The organism is Marmoricola sp. URHA0025 HA25 (assembly GCF_054059435.1).
Genome location: NZ_JBSSCD010000001.1, coordinates 4,033,100 through 4,057,877, shown reverse-complemented (window position 1 = coordinate 4,057,877; position 24,778 = coordinate 4,033,100). Strand labels below are relative to the sequence as shown.

The 24,778-nt window shown below is 72.1% G+C and carries 24 protein-coding genes and 1 tRNA gene; 13 read left to right on the top strand and 12 right to left on the bottom strand.

The genetic code is table 11. From position 1 onward, the window contains the following. Positions 1-18 precede the first annotated feature (18 nt). Positions 19-1,542, bottom strand: a complete 1,524-nt coding sequence (gene exaC / locus ACVW00_RS19930; protein ID WP_457112635.1) for an acetaldehyde dehydrogenase ExaC — start codon at positions 1,540-1,542, stop codon at positions 19-21. A gap of 82 nt (positions 1,543-1,624) precedes the next feature. After that, a complete protein-coding gene (locus tag ACVW00_RS19925; RefSeq protein ID WP_457112634.1) occupies positions 1,625-2,836 on the bottom strand; it encodes a GAF domain-containing protein in 1,212 nt (403 codons plus the stop codon). Between the two features lie 168 nt (positions 2,837-3,004). Here ACVW00_RS19925 and ACVW00_RS19920 point away from each other — a divergent pair. The 6 genes from ACVW00_RS19920 (at position 3,005) to ACVW00_RS19895 (ending at position 7,427) form a co-directional block, all read left to right on the top strand. After that, positions 3,005-3,094, top strand: a tRNA-Ser gene (locus tag ACVW00_RS19920). Positions 3,095-3,220: 126 nt separating this feature from the next. Next, positions 3,221-3,529, top strand: coding sequence for a hypothetical protein (locus ACVW00_RS19915; RefSeq protein ID WP_457112633.1), 309 nt, complete (start codon positions 3,221-3,223; stop codon positions 3,527-3,529). 76 nt (positions 3,530-3,605) lie between these two features. Then, positions 3,606-4,097 carry a hypothetical protein gene (locus ACVW00_RS19910; RefSeq protein ID WP_457112632.1) on the top strand — a complete coding sequence of 164 codons (492 nt, stop codon included), beginning with the start codon at positions 3,606-3,608 and terminating at the stop codon, positions 4,095-4,097. A 24-nt stretch (positions 4,098-4,121) separates the two neighbouring features. Then, positions 4,122-5,534, top strand: coding sequence for a sensor histidine kinase (locus tag ACVW00_RS19905; protein ID WP_457112631.1), 1,413 nt, complete (start codon positions 4,122-4,124; stop codon positions 5,532-5,534). Continuing rightward, positions 5,531-6,166 carry a response regulator gene (locus ACVW00_RS19900; RefSeq protein WP_457112630.1) on the top strand — a complete coding sequence of 212 codons (636 nt, stop codon included), beginning with the start codon at positions 5,531-5,533 and terminating at the stop codon, positions 6,164-6,166. Before ACVW00_RS19905 ends, ACVW00_RS19900 begins: the two co-directional genes overlap by 4 nt. Before the next feature lie 28 nt (positions 6,167-6,194). Next, positions 6,195-7,427: an MFS transporter gene (locus ACVW00_RS19895; protein ID WP_457112629.1), complete on the top strand. Its 1,233-nt coding sequence runs from the start codon at positions 6,195-6,197 to the stop codon at positions 7,425-7,427. Here ACVW00_RS19895 and ACVW00_RS19890 read toward each other — a convergent pair. Continuing rightward, positions 7,377-7,901, bottom strand: a complete 525-nt coding sequence (locus ACVW00_RS19890) for a hypothetical protein (protein WP_457112628.1) — start codon at positions 7,899-7,901, stop codon at positions 7,377-7,379. The genes ACVW00_RS19895 and ACVW00_RS19890 overlap by 51 nt on opposite strands. Before the next feature lie 112 nt (positions 7,902-8,013). Here ACVW00_RS19890 and ACVW00_RS19885 point away from each other — a divergent pair, with 112 nt between their 5' ends. The 4 genes from ACVW00_RS19885 (at position 8,014) to ACVW00_RS19870 (ending at position 13,425) form a co-directional block, all read left to right on the top strand. Next, on the top strand, positions 8,014-8,874 hold the full coding sequence (locus tag ACVW00_RS19885; RefSeq protein ID WP_457112627.1) for an AAA family ATPase: 861 nt from the start codon (positions 8,014-8,016) through the stop codon (positions 8,872-8,874). Next, a complete protein-coding gene (locus tag ACVW00_RS19880) occupies positions 8,871-10,280 on the top strand; it encodes a vWA domain-containing protein (protein ID WP_457112626.1) in 1,410 nt (469 codons plus the stop codon). Before ACVW00_RS19885 ends, ACVW00_RS19880 begins: the two co-directional genes overlap by 4 nt. A 30-nt stretch (positions 10,281-10,310) precedes the next feature. Continuing rightward, complete coding sequence (locus tag ACVW00_RS19875) at positions 10,311-11,231, top strand: metallophosphoesterase family protein (protein ID WP_457112625.1); 921 nt, start codon at positions 10,311-10,313, stop codon at positions 11,229-11,231. A gap of 61 nt (positions 11,232-11,292) precedes the next feature. After that, entirely contained in the window at positions 11,293-13,425 is a 2,133-nt protein-coding gene (locus ACVW00_RS19870; protein ID WP_457112624.1) for a HelD family protein, read from the top strand. Between the two features lie 8 nt (positions 13,426-13,433). Here the strand turns inward: ACVW00_RS19870 and ACVW00_RS19865 are convergent, their stop codons facing one another. Further along, complete coding sequence (locus ACVW00_RS19865; RefSeq protein WP_457112623.1) at positions 13,434-14,090, bottom strand: pyridoxamine 5'-phosphate oxidase family protein; 657 nt, start codon at positions 14,088-14,090, stop codon at positions 13,434-13,436. A gap of 56 nt (positions 14,091-14,146) precedes the next feature. Here ACVW00_RS19865 and ACVW00_RS19860 point away from each other — a divergent pair, with 56 nt between their 5' ends. Genes ACVW00_RS19860 through ACVW00_RS19850 form a run of 3 tightly spaced genes read left to right on the top strand, consistent with a single transcriptional unit; the run spans position 14,147 to position 17,858 of the window. Further along, the gene (locus ACVW00_RS19860; protein WP_457112622.1) at positions 14,147-16,072 is read left to right on the top strand and encodes an anthranilate synthase family protein; all 1,926 of its coding nucleotides are present in this window, start codon (positions 14,147-14,149) and stop codon (positions 16,070-16,072) included. Beyond that, a complete protein-coding gene (locus ACVW00_RS19855) occupies positions 16,069-16,626 on the top strand; it encodes an anthranilate synthase component II (RefSeq protein ID WP_457112621.1) in 558 nt (185 codons plus the stop codon). The genes ACVW00_RS19860 and ACVW00_RS19855 overlap by 4 nt, the downstream gene beginning before the upstream one ends. Continuing rightward, on the top strand, positions 16,623-17,858 hold the full coding sequence (locus tag ACVW00_RS19850; RefSeq protein WP_457112620.1) for an anthranilate synthase component I family protein: 1,236 nt from the start codon (positions 16,623-16,625) through the stop codon (positions 17,856-17,858). The genes ACVW00_RS19855 and ACVW00_RS19850 overlap by 4 nt, the downstream gene beginning before the upstream one ends. Here the strand turns inward: ACVW00_RS19850 and ACVW00_RS19845 are convergent. From ACVW00_RS19845 to ACVW00_RS19810, 8 genes are all read right to left on the bottom strand, one after another. Then, positions 17,855-18,583 carry a glutamine amidotransferase gene (locus ACVW00_RS19845; protein WP_457112619.1) on the bottom strand — a complete coding sequence of 243 codons (729 nt, stop codon included), beginning with the start codon at positions 18,581-18,583 and terminating at the stop codon, positions 17,855-17,857. The genes ACVW00_RS19850 and ACVW00_RS19845 overlap by 4 nt on opposite strands. Before the next feature lie 90 nt (positions 18,584-18,673). Continuing rightward, positions 18,674-20,017, bottom strand: coding sequence for a S1C family serine protease (locus tag ACVW00_RS19840; protein ID WP_457112618.1), 1,344 nt, complete (start codon positions 20,015-20,017; stop codon positions 18,674-18,676). Between the two features lie 91 nt (positions 20,018-20,108). Next, a complete protein-coding gene (locus ACVW00_RS19835) occupies positions 20,109-21,545 on the bottom strand; it encodes a sensor histidine kinase (RefSeq protein WP_457112617.1) in 1,437 nt (478 codons plus the stop codon). Then, positions 21,542-22,252 carry a response regulator transcription factor gene (locus ACVW00_RS19830; RefSeq protein ID WP_457112616.1) on the bottom strand — a complete coding sequence of 237 codons (711 nt, stop codon included), beginning with the start codon at positions 22,250-22,252 and terminating at the stop codon, positions 21,542-21,544. Before ACVW00_RS19830 ends, ACVW00_RS19835 begins: the two co-directional genes overlap by 4 nt. A gap of 40 nt (positions 22,253-22,292) precedes the next feature. Continuing rightward, complete coding sequence (locus tag ACVW00_RS19825) at positions 22,293-23,153, bottom strand: fructosamine kinase family protein (protein WP_457112615.1); 861 nt, start codon at positions 23,151-23,153, stop codon at positions 22,293-22,295. A 25-nt stretch (positions 23,154-23,178) separates the two neighbouring features. Continuing rightward, entirely contained in the window at positions 23,179-23,661 is a 483-nt protein-coding gene (locus ACVW00_RS19820) for a low molecular weight protein-tyrosine-phosphatase (protein ID WP_457112614.1), read from the bottom strand. A gap of 16 nt (positions 23,662-23,677) precedes the next feature. Continuing rightward, positions 23,678-24,052 carry a phage holin family protein gene (locus tag ACVW00_RS19815; RefSeq protein ID WP_457112613.1) on the bottom strand — a complete coding sequence of 125 codons (375 nt, stop codon included), beginning with the start codon at positions 24,050-24,052 and terminating at the stop codon, positions 23,678-23,680. Between the two features lie 22 nt (positions 24,053-24,074). Continuing rightward, positions 24,075-24,773 carry a GntR family transcriptional regulator gene (locus ACVW00_RS19810; RefSeq protein WP_457112612.1) on the bottom strand — a complete coding sequence of 233 codons (699 nt, stop codon included), beginning with the start codon at positions 24,771-24,773 and terminating at the stop codon, positions 24,075-24,077. Between the last annotated feature and the right edge of the window lie 5 nt (positions 24,774-24,778).

Here is a 24,778-nt window from a genome sequence, read left to right as displayed (position 1 = left end):
CGCTGACGCGTCCTCGGATCAGAAGAACCCGAGGGCATCGGGGCTGTAGGAGACCAACAGGTTCTTGGTCTGCTGGTAGTGGTCGAGCATCATCTTGTGGTTCTCGCGGCCGATGCCCGACTGCTTGTAGCCACCGAAGGCGGCGTGCGCGGGGTAGGCGTGGTAGCAGTTCGTCCACACCCGGCCGGCCTGGATGCCGCGGCCCATCCGGAACGCGAGGCCCGCGTCGCGCGCCCACACGCCGGCTCCGAGGCCGTACAGGGTGTCGTTGGCGATCTTGAGCGCGTCGTCCTCGGCACCGAACGAGGTCAATGAGACGACCGGGCCGAAGATCTCCTCCTGGAAGACCCGCATCGAGTTGTCGCCCTCGAAGATCGTCGGCTTGACGTAGTAGCCCTCGGCGAGGTCACCCTCGAGCACGTTGCGCTCGCCACCGGTGAGCACCTTGGCGCCCTCCTGGCGGCCGATGTCGAGGTAGGACAGGATCTTCTCGAGCTGGTCGTTGGAGGCCTGCGCTCCGATCATCGTGGTGTCGTCGAGCGGGTTGCCCTGGATGATCTTCTCGACGCGCGTCACGGCGTCGTGCACGAAGTCGGCGTAGATCGAGTCCTGCACGAGGGCACGTGAGGGGCAGGTGCAGACCTCGCCCTGGTTGACGGCGAACATCGCGAAGCCCTCGAGCGCCTTGTCGTAGAACGCGTCGTTGTGCGCGGCGACGTCCTCGAAGAAGATGTTCGGCGACTTGCCGCCGAGCTCCAGGGTGACCGGAATCAGGTTCTGGCTGGCGTACTGCATGATCAGCCGCCCGGTCGTGGTCTCGCCGGTGAACGCGATCTTGGCGATCCGGCTGCTGGACGCGAGCGGCTTGCCGGCCTCGACGCCGAACCCGTTGACGATGTTGACCGTCCCGGCCGGCAGCAGGTCGCCGATCAGCTCGAAGAGCACCAGGATCGACCACGGGGTCTGCTCGGCGGGCTTGAGCACGACGCAGTTGCCGGCCGCCAGGGCCGGGGCCAGCTTCCACACGGCCATGAGGATCGGGAAGTTCCACGGGATGATCTGGCCGACGACGCCGAGAGGCTCGTGGAAGTGGTACGCGTAGGTGCTCTCGTCGATCTCGGAGATCCCGCCCTCCTGGGCGCGGATCGCTCCGGCGAAGTAGCGGAAGTGGTCGACCGCCAGGGGCAGGTCGACGTTGAGGGTCTCGCGCACCGGCTTGCCGTTGTCCCAGGTCTCTGCGACCGACAGCAGGGTCAGGTTCTGCTCGATGCGGTCGGCGATCTTGTTGAGGATGACGGCTCGGTCGGCGGGCGACGTACGGCCCCACGCGGGTGCGGCGGCGTGGGCGGCGTCGAGCGCCGCCTCGATGTCCGCCTCGGTGCCACGGGCGATCTCGGTGAACGGCTTGCCGTTGACCGGCGAGATGTCCTCGAAGTACTGACCGCTGGCCGGTGGCACCCACTGGCCGCCGATGAAGTGGTCGTACCGGGACTTCACGCTGACCAGCGAGTCAGCCGAACCTGGGGATGAGTAGACGGTCATGTCGGGCTCCAGACGAAGAGAGGTGTGATGGCGCTCACACGCTAGGAACCGGCACGTTGCGACGACGTTGCGCCGAAGACCGTCAGGCGAGCTCCCTGTCGAGGCGGGCGATCTGCCCGTCGACCAGCGCGAGCATCGGCGAGGACGTCCCGAGGGCCGCGCGCTCCGCGAGCCACATGTCGTAGTCGTCGACGCCCCACGACGACCGGGTCCAGGTCGACATCAGGTCGGCCTGGCCGCTGCGCCGGACCGCCTCGCGCAGGCTCATGTGCAGCTGCTCGCGCAGGCGTACGACGCCCGGCGCCGTCGAGCGTGGCAGGACGGGCCCGCGGTAGGCACGCATCGCCCCGCGCAGGTCACCTGCGGCGAGGCGGGCCTCCAGGGCGAGCCAGTCGCCGTTGACCGAGCCGGTCAGCCGATAGGGGCGCGAGGCCAGTACGTCGTCGCCGAGCAGGCTGCGCAGCCGGTTGAGCTCGGCCCGCAGCGTCGACGAGGCGCCGTCGTCCTCGTAGACCAGCACGGCGAGCTCGTCGCCGGAGAGGCCGCGCGGCGCGGAGGCGAGCAGCAGCAGGATCTCGCTGTGCCGCGGCGAGAGCCGGAGCTTGTGGTCACGGCCTCGGCCGTCGCTGATCGAGAGCAGCGAGTCGTTGCGCCCGAGCGACTCCAGCACCAGGCGCAGCTGTCCCGCACGGGACTCGGTCGGCTCGGGGCGGCTGAGCTTCTCGCGGGCGAGCTCGGACTCGGCCATGCGTGCGGCGGCGCGGACCATCGCCATCGTCTGCGGGACCGCGATGTCGTCGTTCCCGGTGATGTCGAGCACGCCGAGGAGGCCCGCGGAGCCCGGGTCGTGGATCGGGGTCGCTGCGCAGCTCCACTGCTGCACGGATCGCCGGAAGTGCTCCACGCGTCGGACCTGGGCCGGCTGGTCGAGCCGCAGGGCGAGCCCGGGTGCGTTCGTGCCGGCCAGGCGCTCGTCCCAGTTGCTGCCCTCGACGAAGCCGATCTTCTCGGCGCGACGCAGGGTGGCCGGCGTACCGCAGACCCAGAGCAGCTGGCCCTCGGCGTCGGAGACGGCCATGATCGCGTCGCAGTCGCGCGCGGCCTGCCCGAGCACGTCGTCGAGCAGCGGGAAGACCTGCGCCAGCGGGTGCGCCGCGCGGTAGCCGGCGAGCGTGTCCTCCGGCAGCGTGATCGGGGCCTCGACGTCCTCCGCCGACACGCCTGCCGCCGCGGAGAGGTGCCACGAGTCGGCCACCTCGGCGCGCATGGGTGCGCTTCGGGCGGCGGGCGTCATGGGATCAGTAGACAAGGTCATCGCGGGAGGGCACCAGAGGTCGAAGGTCCGTTGCCCGAGGGTCGTGCGACCGGTGTTGCAACCACGTTGCATCCGCTCCGAGCCTTCGAGCCTGCCGAGGCCAACGCCGATTTCTACCCCCGGAGGCGCTCCGGTACCCTCTTCGGCGGTGGCGTGTCCGAGCGGCCTAAGGAGCACGCCTCGAAAGCGTGTGTGGGTGCAAGCCCACCGTGGGTTCAAATCCCACCGCCACCGCCATTGATGTCCCAGGACGTCGCCGACGCCCGGGCCCACCTCGAGGTGGGCCCGGGCGCCCGGTATCCGGGCTAGCCCACCCGCCCTCGGCAGTCACCGGTTCGCGGGCGGGCAACGTAGCGTTGGACCATGGTCGAGGCACCCCGCCCAAGGCTCCAGCAGCCGCGCAGCACGCCCGTGCTGCCCGATGCCCTCGTGCCGGTCATCGCCACGGAGCTCGACGAGACCGGCGAGTACCGTGCCGTGCTCGACGCGAGCGCGCTCCAGCAGCTGGTCGACCTGCGCTGGGCCGCGCTCCGCGCCGGGCGCCTGCTCGGCCGCCGGGTGAAGGTCTCCACGACGCAGGCGGTCACCCCGGGCGATGCGCCCGTGCTGGCCCGGGTGACGTTCACGTCCGGGCACGGCTCGGCGATCCCGCTCCAGCGCCTCCCCGGGTAGGTACTAGGCCCAAGGTCCGATGGCGGTTGGCACCGGCGCACGGCGACGCTGGTGGCATCCCAGGAAAGGACCCCAGATGTTGAAGTACTTCATCGCCGCCGCCGCACTCGTGCTGGCCGGCGTGCCCGCCGCCGTGGGGCTGGCCGGCAACGACTCGTTCAGCCGCGACGTACCCGTCAGGGTGCCCCAGCAGGCGCAGACCACGCCCGTGTCCCCGGACGTCGTCGACGACGACGGCACCGACGACCAGGGCCCCGGTGAGGCCGAGCCCGGTGACGACCAAGGTGTGGACCCGGGCGACGACGCCACCGAGGCGGGCGAGGACCAAGGTGACGACGACGGTGCCGACGTGGCCGGCCACGACGCGGGCGACGACCACGGTGACGACCCCGCCGGCCACGACGCCGGTGACGACCACGGCGGCACCACCGGCACGAGCGGCAGCGACGACGTCAGCGGCCACGACGGCTCGGATTCCGGCAGCGGCAGCGGTAGCGGTAGCGGTAGTGATGACGGCGGCTCCGGTAGCTCGGGCGGAGGTTCCGACGACGGTTCGGGTCACGACTGACCATTTCCCCCCAGAATGGAGTCGATGGCACAGGACCGTGCGGTCACCGACGGTGACCCCCACCGCGCCACCCGGAAGCCTTCCGGGCTGGCGCGGTGGGTCGTCGTGTCCCGGGGCCCGACCGAGGAGCTCCCGGCGGTACGCCGCCCGGCCCGGCTGCTCGTCCTGGTCGCGGCCGGCGCTGTCGCGGTGCTCGTCCTCTCCGCGCTCGTCGGCGTCCTCGCGGCCCGCAAGCTCGCCGAGCGCCAGGCCGTCAACGACGCCGCGAACACCGCTGACCTGCTCGCCGAGGCAGTGGTCCAGCCGATCCTGACCGACGCTGTACCGACCGGCGACCCCGCCGCCATCGCCGCACTCGGCACGGCGCTCGAGCAGTACGTCTCGGCATCGACGCTGGTGCGGATCAAGATCTGGACCCGCGACGGCCGGATCATCTACTCCGACGAGCCGCGTCTGGTGGGCGAGCAGTTCGACCTCGGCGCCGAGGAGCGGGAGGTCTTCTCGCATCCGCGCACGGTCGCCGAGGTCTCCGACCTGCAGAAGCCCGAGAACCGGTTCGAGCGCGGCCGGGGCCGGCTGCTCGAGGCCTACCGGCCGGTGTGGACACCGTCGGGCACGCCGCTGCTCTTCGAGACCTACTCGCCGTACACCGAGGTGGACCGCCGATCCACCCAGCTCTGGCGCGGGTTCGCCGGTGTCACGATCAGCAGCCTGCTGCTGTTCGCGGCGCTGCTCACGCCGCTGGTCTGGCAGCTGCTGACCCGCCTGCGTGCCGCACAGGGCCAGCGCGAGCGACTGCTCGAGCGCGCGGTCACGGCTTCCGAGGAGGAGCGTCGGCGCATCGCGGGCACCCTCCACGACGGTGTCGTGCAGGAGCTGGCGGCGACGTCGTTCGCCGTCGCCGCGGCTGCCTCTCGCGCACAGGCGTCGGGCGACCCGGACCTCGCCGAGGACCTGGACGCGGCTGCCCTGACCCTGCGCAACAGCATCGGGGGCCTCCGGACCCTCCTGGTCGACATCTACCCGGCGACGCTGCAGGGCGCCGGCATCCTCGACGTGCTGCGCGACCTCGCCGGCACGCTGCGGTCGCGCGACATCGAGCTGGACCTGTCGCTGCCCGAGAGCGATCCCGGCCTCGGGACAGCCGGAGACCGGCTGTTGTTCCGGATCACCCACGAGGCCCTGGAGAACGTACGCCGGCACGCCTCGGCCAGGCACGTGTCGCTGCACCTGCAGAGCACACCGGAGTCCGTCGTCCTCGAGATCGCCGACGACGGCGTCGGCTTCGATCCCGAGGAGGCGCTCGCCCGTCCGCCCGAGGGCCACTTCGGCCTGCGGGTGCTGGCCGACGTGGCGTCCGAGGAGGGTGCGGAGCTGGCGGTGTCGTCGGCGCCCGGTGCAGGCTGCCGGTGGAGGCTGACGGTGCCGCGACGATGACGACTCCGCGGACCGGCGTACTCCTCGTCGACGACCATCCCCTCGTGCGCGCGGGGCTCGCCGGCCTCGTCGACGCGACCGACGACCTGGCCGTCGTCGGCGAGGCCGCCGACGGGGAGGCCGCGATCGCCAAGGCAGCACAGCTCGGACCGGCCGTGGTGCTGATGGACGTCTCGATGCCGGGCATGGACGGCATCGAGGCCACCCGCCGGCTCTTCGACGACGGGTATGCCGGAGCGGTGGTGATGCTCACCTCCTTCTCCGACCGCGCGCGCGTCGTCGACGCCCTCGACGCCGGAGCGGTCGGCTACCTGCTCAAGGACAGTGAGCCCGGTGACGTGCTCGCCGCGATCCGGGCCGCGGCAAGTGGCCACACGCCGCTGGATCCGCGCGTCGCCGGGGCACTGCTGCCGTCTCGTCGTCAGGAGCCGGGCGCCGACCTCAGCGCCCGGGAGCGCCAGGTGCTGCTGCTCGTCGCCGAGGGCCTGGCCAACAAGCAGATCGCGAAGCGGCTCGGGATCGCGGAGCGCACCGTGAAGGTGCACCTTGGCAGCGTGTTCCGGCGCATCGGCGTCGCCGACCGGACGAGCGCCGCGCTGTGGGCTCGGGACCACCTGAGTCCGGAGGTATGAGCCGGCCGCCTTCCGGCATGATCGGGCCGTGAGCACCGGACCCTGGCTGACCCGCAACCTCAAGGTCGTCTCGGCGGTCTCGTTCATGCAGGATGCCGCCTCGGAGCTGCTCTACCCGCTGATGCCGATCCTGCTGACCACCGTGCTCGGCGCTCCGGCTGCCGTCGTGGGGGCGATCGAGGGGATCGCCGAGGGCGTCGCCGCCCTCACCAAGGTGGTCGCCGGGCGGGTGTCGGACCGCTATCGCAAGAAGCCGCTAGTCGCTCTGGGCTACGGGCTCGCGGCTGTCGGGAAGGTCCTCGTGGCAGCGGCGTCGGTGTGGCCGGTCGTGCTGGCCGGCCGGTCGGTGGACCGGCTCGGCAAGGGGATCCGCGGTGCTCCGCGTGACGCGCTCCTGGTCCAGGACATCCCGCTGGAGGCGCGCGGCCGTGCCTTCGGATTCCACCGCGCCGCGGACACTGCGGGGGCAGTCGTGGGGCCGCTGATCGCACTCGCGGGCTACGAGCTCCTCGACCACCGGCTGCGGCCACTGCTCTGGGTGGCGGTCGTTCCGGCGGTGCTGAGCGTGCTGCTGGTGTTCCTCCTGCGTGAGCCGCGGGTCGAGGAGCTGGGAGGCGTGGTTTCGACGAGCTCGACCACCGGAGGGGCCCCGTCGGTGCCGTCGGTGGAGGAGGTCCCCGCACTCGGCTCGTCCTTCTGGCGGGTCGTCGGCGTGCTGGGGCTCTTCTCGCTGGTGAACTTCCCCGACGCGCTGCTGCTGCTGCGGCTGCACGAGATCGGCTTCGGAGTGGTCGGAGTGATCCTCGCGTACGTCGGCTACAACGCCGTCTACACGGCGCTGAGCTATCCCGCAGGAGTGGTCGCGGACCGCCTCACCCCGCGCACCGTGTTCGCGACCGGCCTGCTGGTGTTCGCGACGGCGTACACGGGCCTCGGTCTCACCGAGAACCACCTGGCCGCCTGGCTGCTCATCGGCGGGTACGGCGCCTACACGGGCCTGACCGACGGCGTCGGGAAGGCCTGGGTCTCCGAGCTGCTTCCGGCGAAGAGCCAGGGGACCGGTCAGGGCGTCTTCCAGGGCGTGCTCGGTGCGGGCGTGCTCGTGGCGGGCCTGTGGGCGGGGCTGTCGTGGCAGGCCGGAGCCCAGGGCGACGGCCACGTGCCGCTGATCGTGTCGGGCGTCGTCGCCGCCGTCGTGGCGCTCGGGCTGCTACTGGCTCCCCACCGTGACGTGCGTCGAGACGCTGTCGCGCGCTCCTGACGGCGCCGTCGCACGGATCCGGAGGGTGTGTCCGCCGCTCGTCGCCCCGGGCGCCAGTCGCCCGACGACGCGGATCCGCCGGGCGCACTCGGACCTTCGCAGCGACGCGGTGCGGAAGCTGCCGGCAAGGACGCTGCGGGTGACGTCGCGCGACCCGACCCGGTACCTCACCCGAAGGGTCCGGCCGCCCCCCGTGCCGTGGACGCGCATGCGGCCGTGGGTCGTGTTCGCACACACGCGCACGTAGGAGACGGCCCGCTGCGACGAGGTGATCCGCTGCTCGATCCGGCCCTGCTGGTTGGTGTCCGCGCCGACGTACGCCGAGGACCCGTCGGCCCGGATCATCACGTCCGGCCCGACGAAGGGCGCCGGGCCGAGGATCACGACCGGCGGGTCGTCCGCACCGGCCATCGGCACGGGAGCGAACGCGGCGCTCGCCAGCAGGAGCAGCGCGACGGTCAGGGATCTCCGCATCGGTCTCCTCGAGGTCGGCCGAGACACTGGGGTCGATGATCCATGATCGCAGCCGTGATGACTGTGACCGGGGGCACACGCCGCGACGTCGTCGCCACGGCATGATGGGCCGATGACCTGGTTCGACTCTCCGGCCGACGCCGTCAAGCGGCTCGCGGAGGCGGGTTACCTCGCCGACACCGCGACCGCGACGACCACGTACCTCGCCGGCGAGCTGGAGAAGCCGCTGCTGGTCGAGGGCCCTGCCGGTGTCGGCAAGACCGAGCTGGCCAAGGCCATCGCCCGGGCTACCGGGGCCGACCTCGTCCGGCTGCAGTGCTACGAGGGCCTGGACGAGGCTCGTGCGCTCTACGAGTGGAACTACAAGAAGCAGCTCCTCCGGATCCAAGCCTCCGGCACCGACCAGTCGTGGGCCGAGACCCACGACGACATCTTCACCGAGGAGTTCCTGCTGACCCGGCCGCTGCTCACCGCGATCCGCCGCGAGGAGCAGACGGTGCTGCTGATCGACGAGGTCGACAAGACCGACGTCGAGGTCGAGGGCCTGCTGCTCGAGGTGCTCAGCGACTTCCAGGTCACCATCCCGGAGCTCGGCACGATGTCGGCCGTACGCCGTCCGCTGGTCGTGCTGACGTCCAACGCGACCCGCGAGCTGTCCGAGGCGGTCCGCCGGCGCTGCCTCTACCTGCACATCGGCTACCCCGACGCCGACCGCGAGCACGCGATCGTGCTCTCCCAGGTCGAAGGCGTCGAGGACACGCTGGCGCGCCAGATCGTCGAGACGGTGACGCGACTGCGGGCACTCGAGCTCAAGAAGTCGCCGTCGATCGCGGAGTCGGTCGACTGGGCCCGGACGCTGGTGGCGCTCGGCACCGGGACCCTGGACGCCGCGGCGATCGACGCAACCCTCGGCGTCGTGCTGAAGCACCACAGCGACCTCGACCGCGCGGTGCGGGAGCTCCGGCTCCGGTGAGCCTCCTCGACCGGCACATCGCGTTCGTCGAGGCGCTGCGCTCCGCGGGCCTGTCGGTCTCGCTGTCCGAGGGCCTCGACGCGGTGCACGCGGTCTCCCGGCTCGGCCTCGACGACCGCGAGACGCTGCGAGCGGCGTACGCCGCGACGCTGGTCAAGCGCCAGCCGCACCGTCCGGGGTTCGACCAGGTCTTCGACCTGTACTTCCCAGCCCTGGTCGGGAACGGGGCCTCGTCTGAGCTCGACCAGGAAGATGGTGGTCGAGCAGCGAGCGCCAGCGAGCGATCGGACGAGACCTCCCTCAGGGACGGACCACAGGAGCTGGCCGACTTCCGCGAGACGCTCGTCGAGGCCCTGGGGATGGGCGACCCCGATGCCCTGGCGGCGCTGGCGCGCGAGGCGGTGCAGCGGTTCGGGCTCATCCGCGGCCGGGGGCCCGGAGAGCAGCGCTGGTCGTCCTACAACGTGATGAACCGGGTGTCCCCGGGCGAGCTCGTCGAGCGGGTGCTGCAGGGGCTGGGAGTGTCGGCAGGCTCGACCACCGACGTGGCGACGCGGAGGCTCGTCGAGGCGCAGGTGCGCGCGTTCGAGGGCCAGGTCGAGGCGGAGGTGCGACGACGGGCGGCCGAGGTGCGCGGGCCGGAGCACGTCGCCAGGTACACCGTCCGCAAGAGCATCGACCAGCTGGACTTCACGTCGGCCCGCAAGAGCGACCTGGAGGAGATGCGTCGTGAGATCGGCCCGCTCGCGCGCCGGCTCGCCACCCGGCTGAACCGGCACAAGGCGGCCCGGCGGCGCGGTCCGGTCGACTTCCGGCACACCGTCCGGGCCTCGATGTCCTCGGGCGGCGTACCGCTGGAGATCCATCACCGGCCGCGTCGCCCGACCCGGTCGGACCTGGTGGTGCTGTGCGACGTCAGCGGCTCGGTGGCCAGCTTCGCGGGCTTCACGCTGATGCTGGTGTTCGCGCTGCGTGAGCAGTTCGACCGGGTGCGCGCGTTCACCTTCGTCGACGAGATCCACGAGGTCACCGACCGGTTCCGCCCGGGCGGCGACCCGGCGGAGACGCTCGCCTCCCTCGCCGCCAGCGCCCGGCACGCGACCCTTTGGGGCCGCACCAACTACGGACGGGCGTTCACCCGCTTCGCCGAGGAGCACCCGGACGCGCTGACCCCCAAGACCAACCTCCTCGTGCTCGGCGACGCGCGCTCCAACTACTCCGACCTCGCCCTGCCGGTCACCCGTGGCCTGGTGCGGCAGGCACGGCACGCCTGGTGGCTGAACCCGGAAGCGGCGCGCCACTGGGACACCGGCGACTCGGCCGCGCGCGACTACGGCGCCGTGATGCCGATGGTCGAGTGCCGCAACCTGGTCCAGCTCGGTCAGTTCGTGCAGGATCTCGCCTAGTCGGTACCCGCCCCGTCGTACGGTGTGGGCATGCGGACACTTCTCGGGGGACTGGTCGTCGGTGCTCTCCTGCTCAGCGGCTGCGGCGCCGGTACGACGGACCACGCGGGCAGCGCTCCCGACCGGGCGCAACTCGCGGCGACCCCGGTGACCGCCACGGTGGTCGCGGTCGGCGACATCGCCTGCCCGCCGGGGTCGAGGGTCACCAGGAAGACGTGCCGCCAGGCGAGGACGGCGAGGGCGGCGACGGCACTCGCGCCGGACAACGTCATCGCGCTGGGCGACGAGCAGTACCAGAAGGGCAGCTACCGCGGCTTCACGCACTCCTACGCGCAGTCGTGGGGCAAGCTGCTGCCGATCACCTACCCGGTGGTCGGCAACCACGAGTACTACACGTCGGGCGCGCGCGGCTACTTCCGCTACTTCGCGAGCCGCCAGCCGGGGTCGCCCGGGTGGTACCGCCGCGAGCTCAACGGCTGGCAGCTCTACTTCCTGAACAGCAACTGCGGGGTGGTCGACTGCGGGGCCGAGAAGGCGTGGCTCGTTGCGGAGATGGCCGCGAACCCCTCGACCTGCTCGCTGGTCGCGATGCACCACCCGCGGTTCTCCTCGGGAGGCGAGCACGGCAGCAGCCGGAGGATGAAGCCGTTCTGGGACATCGCCTACGCCCACGGCGCGGACATCGCGCTCGCCGGCCACGACCACGACCAGGAGCGTTTCGAGCCGATGACGCCCGCCGGCGCCCTCGACCCCTCTCACGGGATCCAGCAGTTCGTGTCCGGAGGCGGCGGCCGCAGCCTCTACGCGAAGGGCACGCCGGTTGCCGGGTCGGCGTACTTCCGCTCCGGGTTCGGTGTCCTCGAGCTGACGCTGGGCACGCGCGACTACTCGTGGAGGTTCCTCAGCCCGGGGCTGCGCGTCCGGGATTCCGGGAGTGCCGCCTGCAGGTGACGGCTGACGGGTAGAGTTGTCGACTCCCTGATCGTCGTTCGCCCGCGAAGGATCCCCGACCTTGAACGAAGACATCGCTGCGCGCGAGATTGCCCGCGAGCAGGAGTTCGTCGACTCGGTCTACCGCCAGCTCGCGGAGTCGACCCGGTCGGCGGAGCAGCTCGCGGCCGAGGGCCGCGCGCGCGGCCAGCTCGGCCACGAGGGCGGCCTGGTCGAGCGCGACGCGATGGTCTACCAGGCGGCGCGCCGGATGGCGACGCTCGACGCCGCTCACGAGGGCCTGGTGTTCGGCCGGCTGGACATGCGCGCCGAGATCGACGGCGAGGCGCGGTACGTCGGCCGCATCGGCCTGCGCGACTCCAACCGTGACGTGCTGCTGATCGACTGGCGGGCGCCGGCGGCCGCGGTGTTCTACCAGGCGACGCACGCCGACCCGCACGGCGTGATCCGGCGGCGCATCCTGCGCTGCTCGGGCGAGACCGTGGTCGGCGTCGAGGACGACCTGCTCGACACCGAGGTGGAGACCGACCTCCCCGTCGTGGGCGAGGGCGCGCTGATGGCGCAGCTGTCCCGGGCTCGTGACCGGTCGATGCACTCCATCGTCGCGACCATCCAGGCCGAGCAGGACCGCGCCATCCGCGCTCCCAACAAGGGAGTGGTGCTGATCAGCGGTGGTCCCGGCACCGGCAAGACGGTGGTCGCGCTGCACCGCGCCGCGTTCCTCCTGTACGCCGATCGCCGCCGCTACGAGACCGGTGGCGTGCTCGTGGTCGGACCGTCGGGGGTGTTCATGCGCTACATCGAGCGGGTGCTGCCGTCGCTCGGCGAGACCGCCGTCGCGCTGCGCTCGCTCGGCGACGTGGTCGACGGCCTGCGCGCGACGCGTCGCGACGACCCGCGCGTCGCGGAGGTCAAGGGATCGGCCGCGATGGCCGAGGTGATGCGCCGCACCGCCCGCCAGCACGTGCCCGGGAGCCCGCGGGAGTTCCGGGTGTTCTACCGCGACGACGTGCTGTTCCTCGGTCCGCGCGAGCTGGGCCAGGTGCGCCGGCAGCTGCTGTCGATGGGGCCGCGCAACTGGTCGACGACCCGGGTCGCCTCGACGCTGATCGACGTGATGTGGCGCCAGGTGCGCTCGGAGCGCGCCCGCGAGCGCACCAAGGAGGACTTCGCCGAGGAGATCCGCACCAACGACGTGTTCCTGGAGTTCGCGTCCGCGTGGTGGCCGGTGCTCGACGCCGCCGCGGTGCTGGGCTGGCTGCGCGACACCGACCTGCTGGCCCGGGTCGCGGACGGCGTACTGGACGACGAGGCGGTCCGCCTGCTCGCGAAGTCGTGGGGTGAGGACCTGTCCGTCGACGACATCCCGCTGGTCGACGAGCTGCGCTACCTGCTCGGCGACCCGCCGATCGTCAACGACGCCGAGGACGACCCGCTGGACCTCGCGGACTCTTCGCTCCAGGAGCTGACCACCGCCTCCGATCGGGAGTTCGCGGGCCACCGCTCCTGGTCGCCGCCGACCAACCGGATCGAGGACGACGGCTACGCCCACGTGCTGATCGACGAGGCGCAGGACCTCACGCCGATGCAGTGGCGGATGGTCGGTCGTCGCGGCCGCACCGCCACGTGGACGATCGTCGGCGACCCGGCCCAGTCCTCCTGGCCGGTCCCGGAGGAGTCCGAGCGGGCCCGCACGACGGCGCTCGGGGACAAGCCCGTGCACGCGTTCCACCTGTCGACGAACTACCGGAACTCCGCCGAGATCTACCGCTTCGCCGCCGCGTACGCCGACCGCGCCGGCCTCGACGCGGACCTGCCGAACGCCGTGCGGTCCACCGGTGTCGAGCCGAGGGAGGTCGTCGACGCCGACCTCGAGTCGGGCACACGGCGCCTGCTCGGCGAGCTGGTCGGCTCCGTCGAGGGCACCGTCGGGATCGTCGTGCCCGTGGCCCGGCGCGCCGAGGTCAGCGGCTGGCTCGCCGGCTGGCCGGAGGTCTCCGGGATGACGCAGGGGGAGAACGCACGCGTGGTCGTGCTGACCGGGCTGGACACCAAGGGCCTGGAGTTCGACGGCATCGTGGTCGTCGAACCTGCGGAGATCGAGGCCGAGTCGCCCGCAGGCCGCGCGACGCTCTACGTCGTCTACACCCGCGCGACCCAGCAGATGGTGACGGTCTCGACCTCAAGCAGTTGAGCGGTCGGTCAGGCTCGACCCCCCGGTGCTGACCAGCCGGACGACTCCGCGGGGAACCGCGGGTGGCCGCGCAGGTCGGGTGCCGGCACCGGCTCGCCGTAGCCCGTAACGACCGGCAGCACGCCCGCCCAGACGGGGGCGTCGAGATCCTCGGCCGGGTCGTCCGGCGGACCGTCGCTGACCTTCACCGACCACTCCGTCAACGGGAGTGCGAGCACCATCGTGGCGGCGAGCTCCTTGGTGGCCGGCGGTCGCAGCGTGTCCCAGCGGCCGGGGAGCCAGGCTTCGGACATGGCGCGAAGGGCGCGCACCTTGTCGTCGACCTCGGTCGCGACCCCGAACACCACGGCCGAGCGGTAGTGCATCGACGACTCGAAGGCCGACCGCGCCAGCACGATCCCGTCGAGCAGCGTCACTGTCGCGCACACGTCGACGCCCTGCGCGAGCCGGCGGAACAGCCTGCTGGCGGTGGAGCCGTGCAGCAGCAGCCGGTCCCCGTCGCGCGCCGCGCCGGTCGGGACCACGACGGGCCGGCCGTCCTCGTCGACGAACCCGACGTGCGCGACCCGGGCGGCGTCCAGGATCGCGTGCAGGACCGCGACGTCGTCGACGGCCTTCTCGGGGAGCCGGCGGATCCGCGTGCGTGGTGAGGGGTCGGGCGTCATGGGCACATCCTGCGGCACGGGGCGACCCGCCCGCGCCCCGTTGGTAGCGTTCCGGCATGTCCGCCACCCCGCAGTCCGCAGCCGCCGCCCTCGAGCAGGTGACGGGGCAGCAGGCCTGGGCGGTGATCCGGTTGCGCGACAGCGACACCGTGACCCTCGTCGGAGGGCCGCTGGTGCCGGCCGAGCGGCTGGCGGACATCCCGCTCGAGGAGGGCGTGCCCGAGCGAGGGCGCCGCTTCGACACGCTGGTCGCGGTCCCGTTCCGGCAGGTCGCCGAGCGCGGGTTCGAGGTCCACGACGACGGCACCCCGCTGGCCGTCGTACGCATCGAGACCGAGACCGAGGTCCCGCTCGCCGACCTGGTCGCGGCGCTGCCCGGCGAGCCGGTGGAGTTCAGCGACCGCGGCGGCTTCGAGACCTCCGACGAGGCGTACGCCGACATGGTCCGCCGGATCATCTCCGAGGAGATCGGCAACGGCGAGGGTGCCAACCTGGTCGTCGGCCGGCACTACCGCGCGACCCTGGAGGACTGGGGGCCGGAGAGCGGCACGGCGAAGGCGCTGACCGTGCTGCGCCGGCTGCTCGAGCAGGAGCGCGGCGCCTACTGGACGTACTGCTTCTGGACGGGCGAGCGGTTCCTGATCGGCGCCTCGCCGGAGCGCCACGTGAGCGTGCACGCGGGCGACGTCAGGATGAACCCGATCTCCGGGACCTTCCGGGTTTCGACAGGCTCAACCACCGTGGACGGCTCGACCACCGCGGACCGGAAGGCACGGCTGCTGGACTTCCTCGCCGACGAGAAGGAGATCTACGAGCTCTTCATGGTCGTCGACGAGGAGCTGAAGATGATGTGCGACATCTGCCACGAGGGTGGCCAGGTGCTCGGGCCGTTCCTGAAGCCGATGACGCACCTCGTGCACACCGAGTACCTCCTCGCCGGCCGCACCAGGCTCGACGTGCGGGACGTCCTGCGGATGAGCATGTTCGCCGCGACCGTCACCGGAGCGCCGGTGGAGAACGCGTGCCGGTTGATCAGGCAGTACGAGTCCGAGGGCCGCGGCTACTACGCCGGCGCCCTCGCGCTCATCGGGCGTGACGAGTCCGGCGCGCAGACGGCCGACTCCCCGATCGTGATCCGCACCGCCGACGTCTCGGCCGACGGCCGGTTGAAGGTGACGGCCGGTGCCACCCTCGTGCGCGACTCCGACCCGGCCTCGGAGGTCGCCGAGACCGCGGCGAAGGCCGGCGGCATCCTGGCCGCCTTCGGACTGGTGCCACGCCCGACCGGTACGCCGGCCGAGATCGCCGACCTCGCGCGCGACGAGGACGTGCTGATCGCGCTGAACTCCCGCAACCAGCGGCTCTCGAAGTTCTGGCTGACCGACCAGGCCGGCGCGGCCCCGGCGCCCGAGCTGGCCGGCCGCTCGGTCGGCATCCTGCACGGCGAGGACGACTTCGCGAACATGCTCTGCCACGTCTTCGCGGTGCTCGGCATGAAGGCGACCGTGATCCGGCACGAGGACTTCACGCCGGGTGCCCTCGACGGCTTCGACCTCGCGGTCGTCGGCCCGGGCCCGGGCGATCCCCGCGACGAGTCGAGCCCGAAGATCGCGCGGTTCCGTGCGGCCGTCGACGGGCTGCTCGAGACGGGCAAGCCCTTCCTCGCCGTCTGCCTGGGCCACCAGGTGCTCTGCGACCGGATCGGCATCCCGCTCGCCTACAAGGACATCGTCTTCCAGGGCACCCAGTCGACGGTCTCCATCGGCGGCCGCCAGGAGCCGGTGGGGTTCTACAACACCTTCGTGGGACGTGCCTCGGGACAGCTCCCCGACCAGGTCACCGCCGAGACCGATCCCGCCACCGGTGACATCCACCTCGTCAGCGGACCGCACTACCGGGGCGTGCAGTTCCACGCCGAGTCGATCCTCACCGAGAACGGTGTGGCGATCCTGCGCGACCTGCTCGTGGAGCTCCTGGGGTGAAGGTGCTCGTGGTCGACCACCACGACTCCTACACCTGGAACCTCGTCCACCTGGTGGCCGGCGTCACCGGTGAGCTGCCCGACGTCGTCGAGCACGACCAGGCCGGAGTGCTCGAGGTGGCGGCCGGCTACACCCACCTCGTCCTGTCGCCCGGGCCGGGACATCCTGCTGACCCGGACGACTTCGCGCTGGGAGGCGCCGTCTTCGAGCTCGGGCTGCCGGTGCTCGGCGTGTGCCTCGGGATGCAGGCGCTGGTCACGGCGTACGGCGGGACAGTGGACCGGATCCGCCCCGCCCACGGCGAGCTCTCCCCGGTGAGCCATGACAGCAGCGGCGTGTTCCACGAGCTGCCGAGCACGGTGAGGATGGTGCGCTACCACTCGCTCGCGGCAGTGCACGTGCCGCCCGACCTGCGCGTCACCGCCGTCGCCGGCGAGGTCGTGATGGGGGTGGTGCACCGGTCGCTGCCGTTGCACGGCGTGCAGTTCCACCCTGAGTCGATCCTGTCGGAGTGCGGCACGCAGCTGGTGGCGAACTTCCTGGAGGGCCGGTGAGCGGGCTCGAGACGTTCCGGCGGGTCGCCGAGACCCATGACCGTTGCTTCTGGCTCGACGGCGGCGGCTCACAGCCCTGGGCGACGCGCCGCTCGATCGTCGGCCGGCTCGAGGACGACGACCTCTCGCTGACCTACGACGCCACCCGTCGCGAGGTGGTCGAGCACCCGTCCGGCCGCGTGGTGGGCGACGACGTCTTCGCCGTGCTGCAGGACCTCCAGGACGGCGATGCGCGCACGCACTGGGTCGGCTACTTCGGCTACGCGTGCCGCCCGGACCTGCCGGCCCGGTCGATGGCCGGCGTACCGGACGCGATCTGGATGCGCACTCGCGCGATCGAGGTCACCGAGGAGCCCGGTCGGGTGCCCGAGCGGTCGTCGGGCCAGCCAGCTGAGCACTCGACCCCGCGCTGGTACGCCGACGCCTTCGCCGCAGTCCAGGAGGAGCTGCACGCCGGCAACTCCTACGAGGTCAACCTGACCTATCGCATCGAGCAGGCCGCAGGGACTGCGGACCCGGTCGAGGTCTACGGACGGCTGCGGACCACTGACCCGGCGCCGTACGCCGGGGTGCTCCGGCACGGTGACACCTGGCTGCTCTCGGCGTCGCCCGAGCGGTACGCGACCGTCGACCGGCACCGGCGGGTGGAGACCCGGCCGATCAAGGGCACCACGCCCCGCGGCACGACGCCCGAGGAGGACGAGGTCCTGCGGCACCGGCTCGCGACCGACCCCAAGTTCCGTGCCGAGAACCTGATGATCACCGACCTGCTGCGCAACGACCTCGCCATGGTCTGCGAGCCCGGCAGCGTCGTCGTGCCGGAGCTGATGGCGGTCGAGTCCTACGCCAGCGTCCACCAGCTGGTGACGACAGTCGCGGGGCAGCTCCGGGACGACGTCGGCACGATCGACGCCCTGCGCGCGATGTTCCCGGCCGGCTCGATGACGGGTGCCCCGAAGCTCCGCACGATGCAGATCATCGACACGGTCGAGGCGACCCCGCGAGGGGTGTACGCCGGCGCGTTCGGCTGGATCTCCGGCGACGGCCGTGCGGATCTCGGCGTCGTGATCCGGTCGCTGTTCCGCAGCGGCGACGGCCCCTGGCTGCTCGGCACGGGTGGTGGCATCACCGTGCACTCCGACGTCGACGAGGAGTGGTCCGAGACCCGCTGGAAGGCGTCCCGGCTGCAGGGCGCACTCGCGGCGGCCGCCGCCGAACGAGACTCGGACTAGCCGTACCGCGCGACGAAGGCGGCCAGGATCCGCGGGGGCTCTGTCACCACGGCGCCGCGGATCCGGGCGATCAGCTCCTCGAGCTCCTCCGGCGGGAAGTAGCCGTGGTGCTGGTAGATCCGCACCCGGGTGACGATGCCCGCGACGTCGAGCTCCGGGTGGAACTGGGTCGCGTAGAGGTTGGTCCGCACCCGGAACATCTGCACCCGGCAGGTCGGAGAAGAGGCCAGCAGGACGGCGCCCGGCGGGACGTCACGCAGCGCCTCCTTGTGCCCGACGAACGCGTCGAACGTCTCCGGCATCCCGGTCAGGAGCGGGTCGGCCAGCCCGGCCGCGGTCAGGCTGATCGGGACCGCGCCGATCGGTTCGCCGTACGTGCGGTCGACGGTGCCGCCCTGGTGCACGCCGAGCGTGCCGACCCCGTAGCACGCGCCCAGGAACGGGAAGTCGCGCGCCACCAGCACGTCCAGCAGCCCGCGCAGCTCGCCCTCCACCCGACGCTGGTTGGCCGACTTGAGGTGCTCGGGGTCGCTGGAGTCGAACGGCCCGCCGCCGAGCACGATCCCGGCGTACCGGTCGAGGTCCAGCTGCGGCAACGGCCCGGCCTCCAGCCGCACGCGGTGCAGCTGCGGCTCGTCGAGCCCGCCGGCACGCAGCATGGCGGCGTACTCGTCGTCGGCGGCCTCGTCCTCGGCACGGGTGGCGAGCAGCAGGAACGGCTTCACCCCGACATCGTCTCGTGCCGCTGGACCGGGCGGGTGGTCGCGCCTTCCGGGGGGAGCGCGACCACCCGTCCGGCGGTCAGGTGGGCCGGCTCAGGACGCCGAGCTGGAGGCGTCCGAGCCCAGCGTGGCCGTCGCGGTGTGCGACGTGCCGTTGCGGTCGTAGGTCAGGGTGACCTTGTCGCCGGGCCGGTGTCCGCGGATGGTGGCCACCAGGGACTCCGAGCTGTCGATCACCTCGTCGTCGACCTTGGTGATCACGTCGCCCTTCTGCAGGCCGGCCTTGTCCGCCGCGCCGCCGCTCTCCACGGTCTGCACGGTGGCGCCCTGGCTCAGGGTGTCGCCCGGCACGTCCGAGACGCTGACCGCGAGGCGCGCGTGCGTCGGCTTCTGGCCGTCGATGATCTGGTTGACGATCGGCAGCGCCTCGTCGATCGGGATCGCGAAGCCCAGGCCGATGGAGCCGCCGCTGTCGGTGGACCCGTCCGCGGTGCGGATGGAGGAGTTCACGCCGACGACACGGCCGCTCATGTCCACCAGCGGTCCGCCCGAGTTGCCGGGGTTGATCGCCGCGTCGGTCTGGATGGCCGGGTACGTCGTGCTGAGGTCGGCCTGCGACTGCTGCTGCTGCGGCTGCTCGCCGAAGCCGGGGAACTGCGGCGTCTGCTCCTCCGAGGTCGAGACCGACACCGGCCGGTTGAGCGCCGAGACGATGCCCGAGGTGACCGTGGAGTTCAGGCCGTAGGGCGAGCCGATCGCGACCACCGCCTGGCCGACGGCGAGCTCACCGGACTTGCCGATGGTCGCCGGGGTGAGGCCCGAGACGCCCTCGGCCTTGATCACCGCCATGTCGGTGACCGGGTCGGTGCCGACCACGTTCGCCTTGGCCGTCCTGCCGTCGTTGAAGTTCACGGTGATCGAGCCGCCGTTGCCGGCGAGGGAGACGACGTGGTTGTTGGTGAGGATGGTGCCGTCGGCCCGCAGCACGATGCCCGAGCCCGAGCCGGAGCCCGACGAGCCGGTGACGTTGATCTTCACCACCGAAGGGAGCACGGTGGCGGCCACCTTCTCGACGGACCCCGACGGGGCGGCAGCCGCGTTCGACGCCTTGACGGGGCCCGATGACGTGGAGGAGGTCGTCGAGTCGTCGCCCTGCCAGGCGTCGTACCACGCGGCGCCCCCGACCCCGGCTGCCCCTCCGACGAGGAGGGCACCTGCCAGGACCGCCGCCGTGAGTCCCCCGGCGCGACGCACGGGTGCGGCCGTGGTCGCAGCGGGGACGGGCTGTTGGAACGGCGGCAGCGGACGGGTGTGACCGGAGTCAGCAGTCGGGGCGGGGTGTTCGGCAGACCAGGTGTGTGGCACCTCAGAGGTGTCCTCGTTCGCTCCAGCAGGGGTGTTCTGGGGCTCGTCCTCAGGGCTGTACCGGTCTGTCATGGAACCGATCGTGACGGGCGTTCCTGAGAGGAATTTGTGAGCCTGCTACGACCGCGCCAAGACTTCCGGACAGGTTCGCGGACGTCGGGGATCAGCCCTCAGGGGGCGAGGGTTGGCCGGGGATGCTGAGCCAGAAGACGGCGCCGCCGCCCGGCATCGAGCCGGCGTCGACGACGCCGCCGTGGCGCTCGGCGATCGAGCGCACGATCGACAGGCCCAGGCCCGATCCGGGCATGCCCCGGGACTCGGCGGAGCGGTAGAACCGCTCGAAGACGTGCGGGAGGTCGTCCGGCGAGATCCCGGGCCCCTGGTCGGAGACGGTCAGGGTGCCTGCTTCGAGGGTCACCGAGACCCGCCCTCCCTCGGGGCTCCACTTGGCTGCGTTGTCGAGCAGGTTGGTGATCGCGCGCTCGAGGGCGTCTGCGTCGCCGGTGACCCACCACGGCGACGTCCGTAGGTCGAACTCGACGTCGGCGCGCCGGCGTACTCGAGCGACGGCCTGGCCAAGCACCGCGGTCAGCTCGACCGGCTCCACCGTCGGTGAGACGGGCTCGTCGCGCGCGAGCTCGACGAGGTCGCCGATGAGCGTGGTCATCTCGCCGATCTGGGCGCGCACGTCGTCGAGCAGCTCGGTGCGGCTCTCCGCGGAGAGACCGGCGGACGAGTCTGCCTGGACGAGCAGGTCGAGGTTCGTGCGCAGCGAGGTCAGCGGCGTGCGCAGCTCGTGGCCGGCGTCGGCGACGAGCTGCCGCTGCCGGTGCTGCGAGGCCGAGAGCGTGAGCAGCATCCCGTTGAACGACTGGGCGAGCCGGGCCACCTCGTCGCTGCCCTCGATCGGGATCGGGTCGAGCCGCTGGGTGCGGGCGATGTCCTCGACGGCGGTGGTCAGGCGGCGTACCGGCCGCAGCCCGTTGCGAGCGACGCCCCAGCCGGCGAGGCCGGCGATGATCATCCCCGCGATGCCGAAGAGCAGCATCACCAGGCCGAGCCGGTCGAGCATCCGGTCGGTCGGCTGCATCGACTGGGCGAGCACCAGCGCGTGCCCGTCACCGGCGTTGACCGCGACGACCCGCCACCGCTCGCCCTGCAGCCAGACCGTGCGCGCGGACGTGTCCTCCTTGCCGTGCGCGACGGCGACCTCGGTGTCGCTGATCCCGAAGTTCGGGTTGGCGCCGGCCGGCTGCACGAGCACCTGGTCGTTGCTCGCGTCGACGAAGGCGATCCGCACGCCCGCGGCGCCGAGCGCCCAGGACGAGATGCTCTCCTGGGCGAGGGCGTCAAGGGTGTCGCTCTTCGCCGCCACGTACGCACGCGCGCGCAGCGAGTCGTCGAGCGCGGAGATGGTCTGCGCCCGCACAGTGGCGTACGCCGCGAAGGCGACGATCGAGACGGCGAAGCCGACCGCCAGGGTGGTGAGCACCGTGACCCGGCTGGCGAGCGACCTTCGGTAGTGCAGCCCCGTCCACGCCGTGCCCGCGGGCGGCGAGAGCGGCTCCGCGCCGGCGCGTCCGGCGGCGGGTGCGCTCACGGGGTCTCGCGGAGGACGTAGCCGACGCCCCGCACGGTGTGCAGCAGCCGCGGCTCGCCTTCGGCCTCGGTCTTGCGGCGGAGGTAGCCGATGTAGACCTCGAGGCTGTTCGCGGTGGTCGGGAAGTCGAAGCCCCAGACCTCCTCGAGGATGAACGACCGCTCCAGCACGCGACGCGGGCGCCGCATGAACAGCTCGAGCAGGTTGAACTCGGTGCGGGTCAGCGTCATCGGGCGCTCGCCACGGCGGACCTCACGCGAGGCGAGGTCCATCGACAGGTCCGCGAACTCCAGGTGCTCGTCGGCGTCGGTGCTCTGGTCCGGCGTGGCCCGGCGCAGCAGCGCGCGCAGCCGGGCCAGCAGCTCGTCGAGCGCGAACGGCTTGGTGAGGTAGTCGTCCGCACCGGCGTCGAGCCCCTCAACACGGTCGCCGACCGCGTCGCGCGCGGTCAGCACGAGGATCGGCACCTGGTTGCCGACCGAGCGGAGTGCGCGGGTGGTCTCGATGCCGTCGAGGCGCGGCATCATCACGTCCATGACGATCGCGTCGGGGTTGGTGCCGCTGATCCCGGCGAGTGCGGCGGCCCCGTCCTCGGCCAGTGACACGGCGTACCCGTTGAACTCGAGCGAGCGGCGCAGCGACTCGCGCACGGCCCGGTCGTCGTCGACGACGAGCACGTGCGGCCTGGTGTCAGCGGGCGCGTTCACGCACCAAGGGTGCCATCGGTGGCTGAGCCTTTGCTGAGACTCAGCGGAGCTTGGCCGCCGCTTCCGTCGCGAGCTGTCCGTAGCGCCCGCCGAACAGCGCGGCGTGCACGAGCAGCGGGAACAGCTGGTGCAGCGGCTGCCGCTCCTCCCAGCCGTCGGCGAGCGGGCTGACCTCGGCGTACGCCGCCACCACGCGCGCGAGCTGGGGCAGCCCGAAGAGGGCCAGCATCGCGAGATCGGTCTCGCGGTGACCGCCGTGCGCCGCCGGGTCGACGAGGACGGCGTGCCGCTCGGCGTTCCAGACGATGTTGCCCGACCAGAGGTCGCCGTGCAGCCGCGCCGGTGGCTCGGCCGGACCGGCGAGGTCGACGATGTGCCGGACGACCCACTCGACCGCGGCGGTGCCGTCCTCGTCGATGCGGCCGCGGTCCGCGGCGAGCTTGAGGTAGGGCAGGATCCGGCGTACCGCGAAGAACTCCGGCCAGCTGTCGGCCGGCTTGTTGGGCAGCGGCAGCGTGCCGATGAAGCCGTCCTCGCCTGCGCCGAGCTCGGGCGCTCCGCTCGCGTGCAGGTCGGCCAGCATCCGGCCGAGCGCCGCCGCCGACTCGGGGGACGGGCGGTTCGGCTCGATCCAGGAGAGCACGATGCAGTCGGACTGGACGCCGAGGACCTCGGCGACGCCGGCGACCCCGGGCTCGGCGAGCCAGCGCAGGCCGCGGGCCTCCGCCTCGAAGAACCCGTCGGGCGCGTGCGGCCGGGTCTTGATCAGAGCGGAGCGACCGTCGCTGAGGCGCAGCCGCGTCGCAGTGCAGACGTCGCCGCCGGCAACCGGGGTGGTCGAGACGACGGCCGACCCGAGCAGCTGCTCGGCCCGCTCAGCGAGCGTCCGCATCCGCGCCATGGGCCCCATCCTCGCGGCACGCGGGTCACCTGACCAGTGCGAGCTCCTCCACCAGTCGCCGCGCGGTGCGCTCGACGATCGCGAGCACGTCGTCGAAGCCCTCGGCGCCGCCGTAGAACGGGTCCGGTACGTCGGGCACCTCGTCGGCGCTCGCGGCCACCTCGGGGTCGTAGGACCGGAACATCCGCACGCGGTCGTGGCGGTCGGGCGGCAGGTCGGCCCGCACGTCGGCGAGGTTGGCCCGGTCCATCACGAGGATCAGGTCGTGGTCGTGCCAGTCGGCCCCGAAGTGACGGGCCCGGTGCCGGCTCGGGTCGTAGCCGGCGCCCGACAGCACGCTCGCCGCCCGGGTGTCCATCGGCTCGCCGACGTGCCAGGTCCCCGTGCCGCAGCTGGTCACCTCGACGCGGTCGGTGAGGCCCGCCGCGGCGAGCTCCGCGTTGACCACCACGTCGGCGATCGGGGAGCGGCAGATGTTGCCCAGGCAGACGAGGGCGACTCGGTACATCGGCGTCTGCCGCCGGTCAGCGCGGTTCGGGCAGCAGCGACTCGACGATCATCGAGGCGATCGAGATGACCAGCGCGCCGAACACCGCGGTCCAGAAGCCGTCGACGTGGAAGTTCAGCCCCAGGGTGTCCGCGAGCTTGCTGGTCAGCAGCAGCATCAGCGCGTTGGTCACCAGCAGGAACAGTCCGAGCGTGAGGACGATCAGCGGCAGCGAGAGCAGATTGACGATTGGCCGGACCACCGAGGTGACCACGCCGAAGATGGCGCCCACGACGACCAGCGTCAGGATCCGGTCGCCCCTCGTGTCTGCGGTGAGCGTGATCCCGTCGAAGAGCCACACCGCGACACCGAGAGCGACCGCGTTGACCACCAGCCAGAGGATGAACTTCATGGCCGGAGCCTATAGATCCGCCTCAGGTCCGCGGCTCGAGCGACGCCACGGACTCGACGATCGACTGCTCCGCCCCGGCCAGGTGCCGCGCCAGCTCCTCCTCGGCAGCCCCGAGATCGTCGCCCTCCAGGAGCCCGAGGAGGTGGGCGTGCGAGTGCGCCTGCTCGCGCACGTTGCCGCGGATGCGGTCCAGCCTGCCCAGCGCGAGCCGGATCTCGGCGTACAGGGACTCCGCCATGGCGATAAGCCGCGGTGACTCGGTGAGCCCGGTCAGCGCGCGGTGGATGGCGAGGTGGGCGGCGGTGAGCTCCTGGGCGGTCGCCGTGGTCCGGGCGAGCCGGTCGAACTCCTCGAGTGCCCCCCGTACGGCGTCCCGGGCCTGGTTCGACGCGTCGCCCCACCTCCGGATGCCGGCGGCCTCGAGCACAGCCCGGGCGCGGCAGACGTCACGGATCTCGTCGGGTGACAGCTCGTGCACGGCGGTGCCCTTGTTCGGCACCCGGTCGGCCAGCCCCTCGGCGACCAGGACCCCGAGCGCCTCGCGGACCGTCGAGCGCGCGACCCCGAGCGACTCGGCGAGCGCGACCTCCCGCAGCGGCGTACCCGGATCGAGCTCGCCCTCGAAGAGCGCGCGCCGCAGCTCATCGGCCACCCGGTCGACCGTGCTGACCGGGTCGACGTGCAGGTGGGCGAAGGCGGTGGCCTTCGTGGGCTCGGGCATCCCCC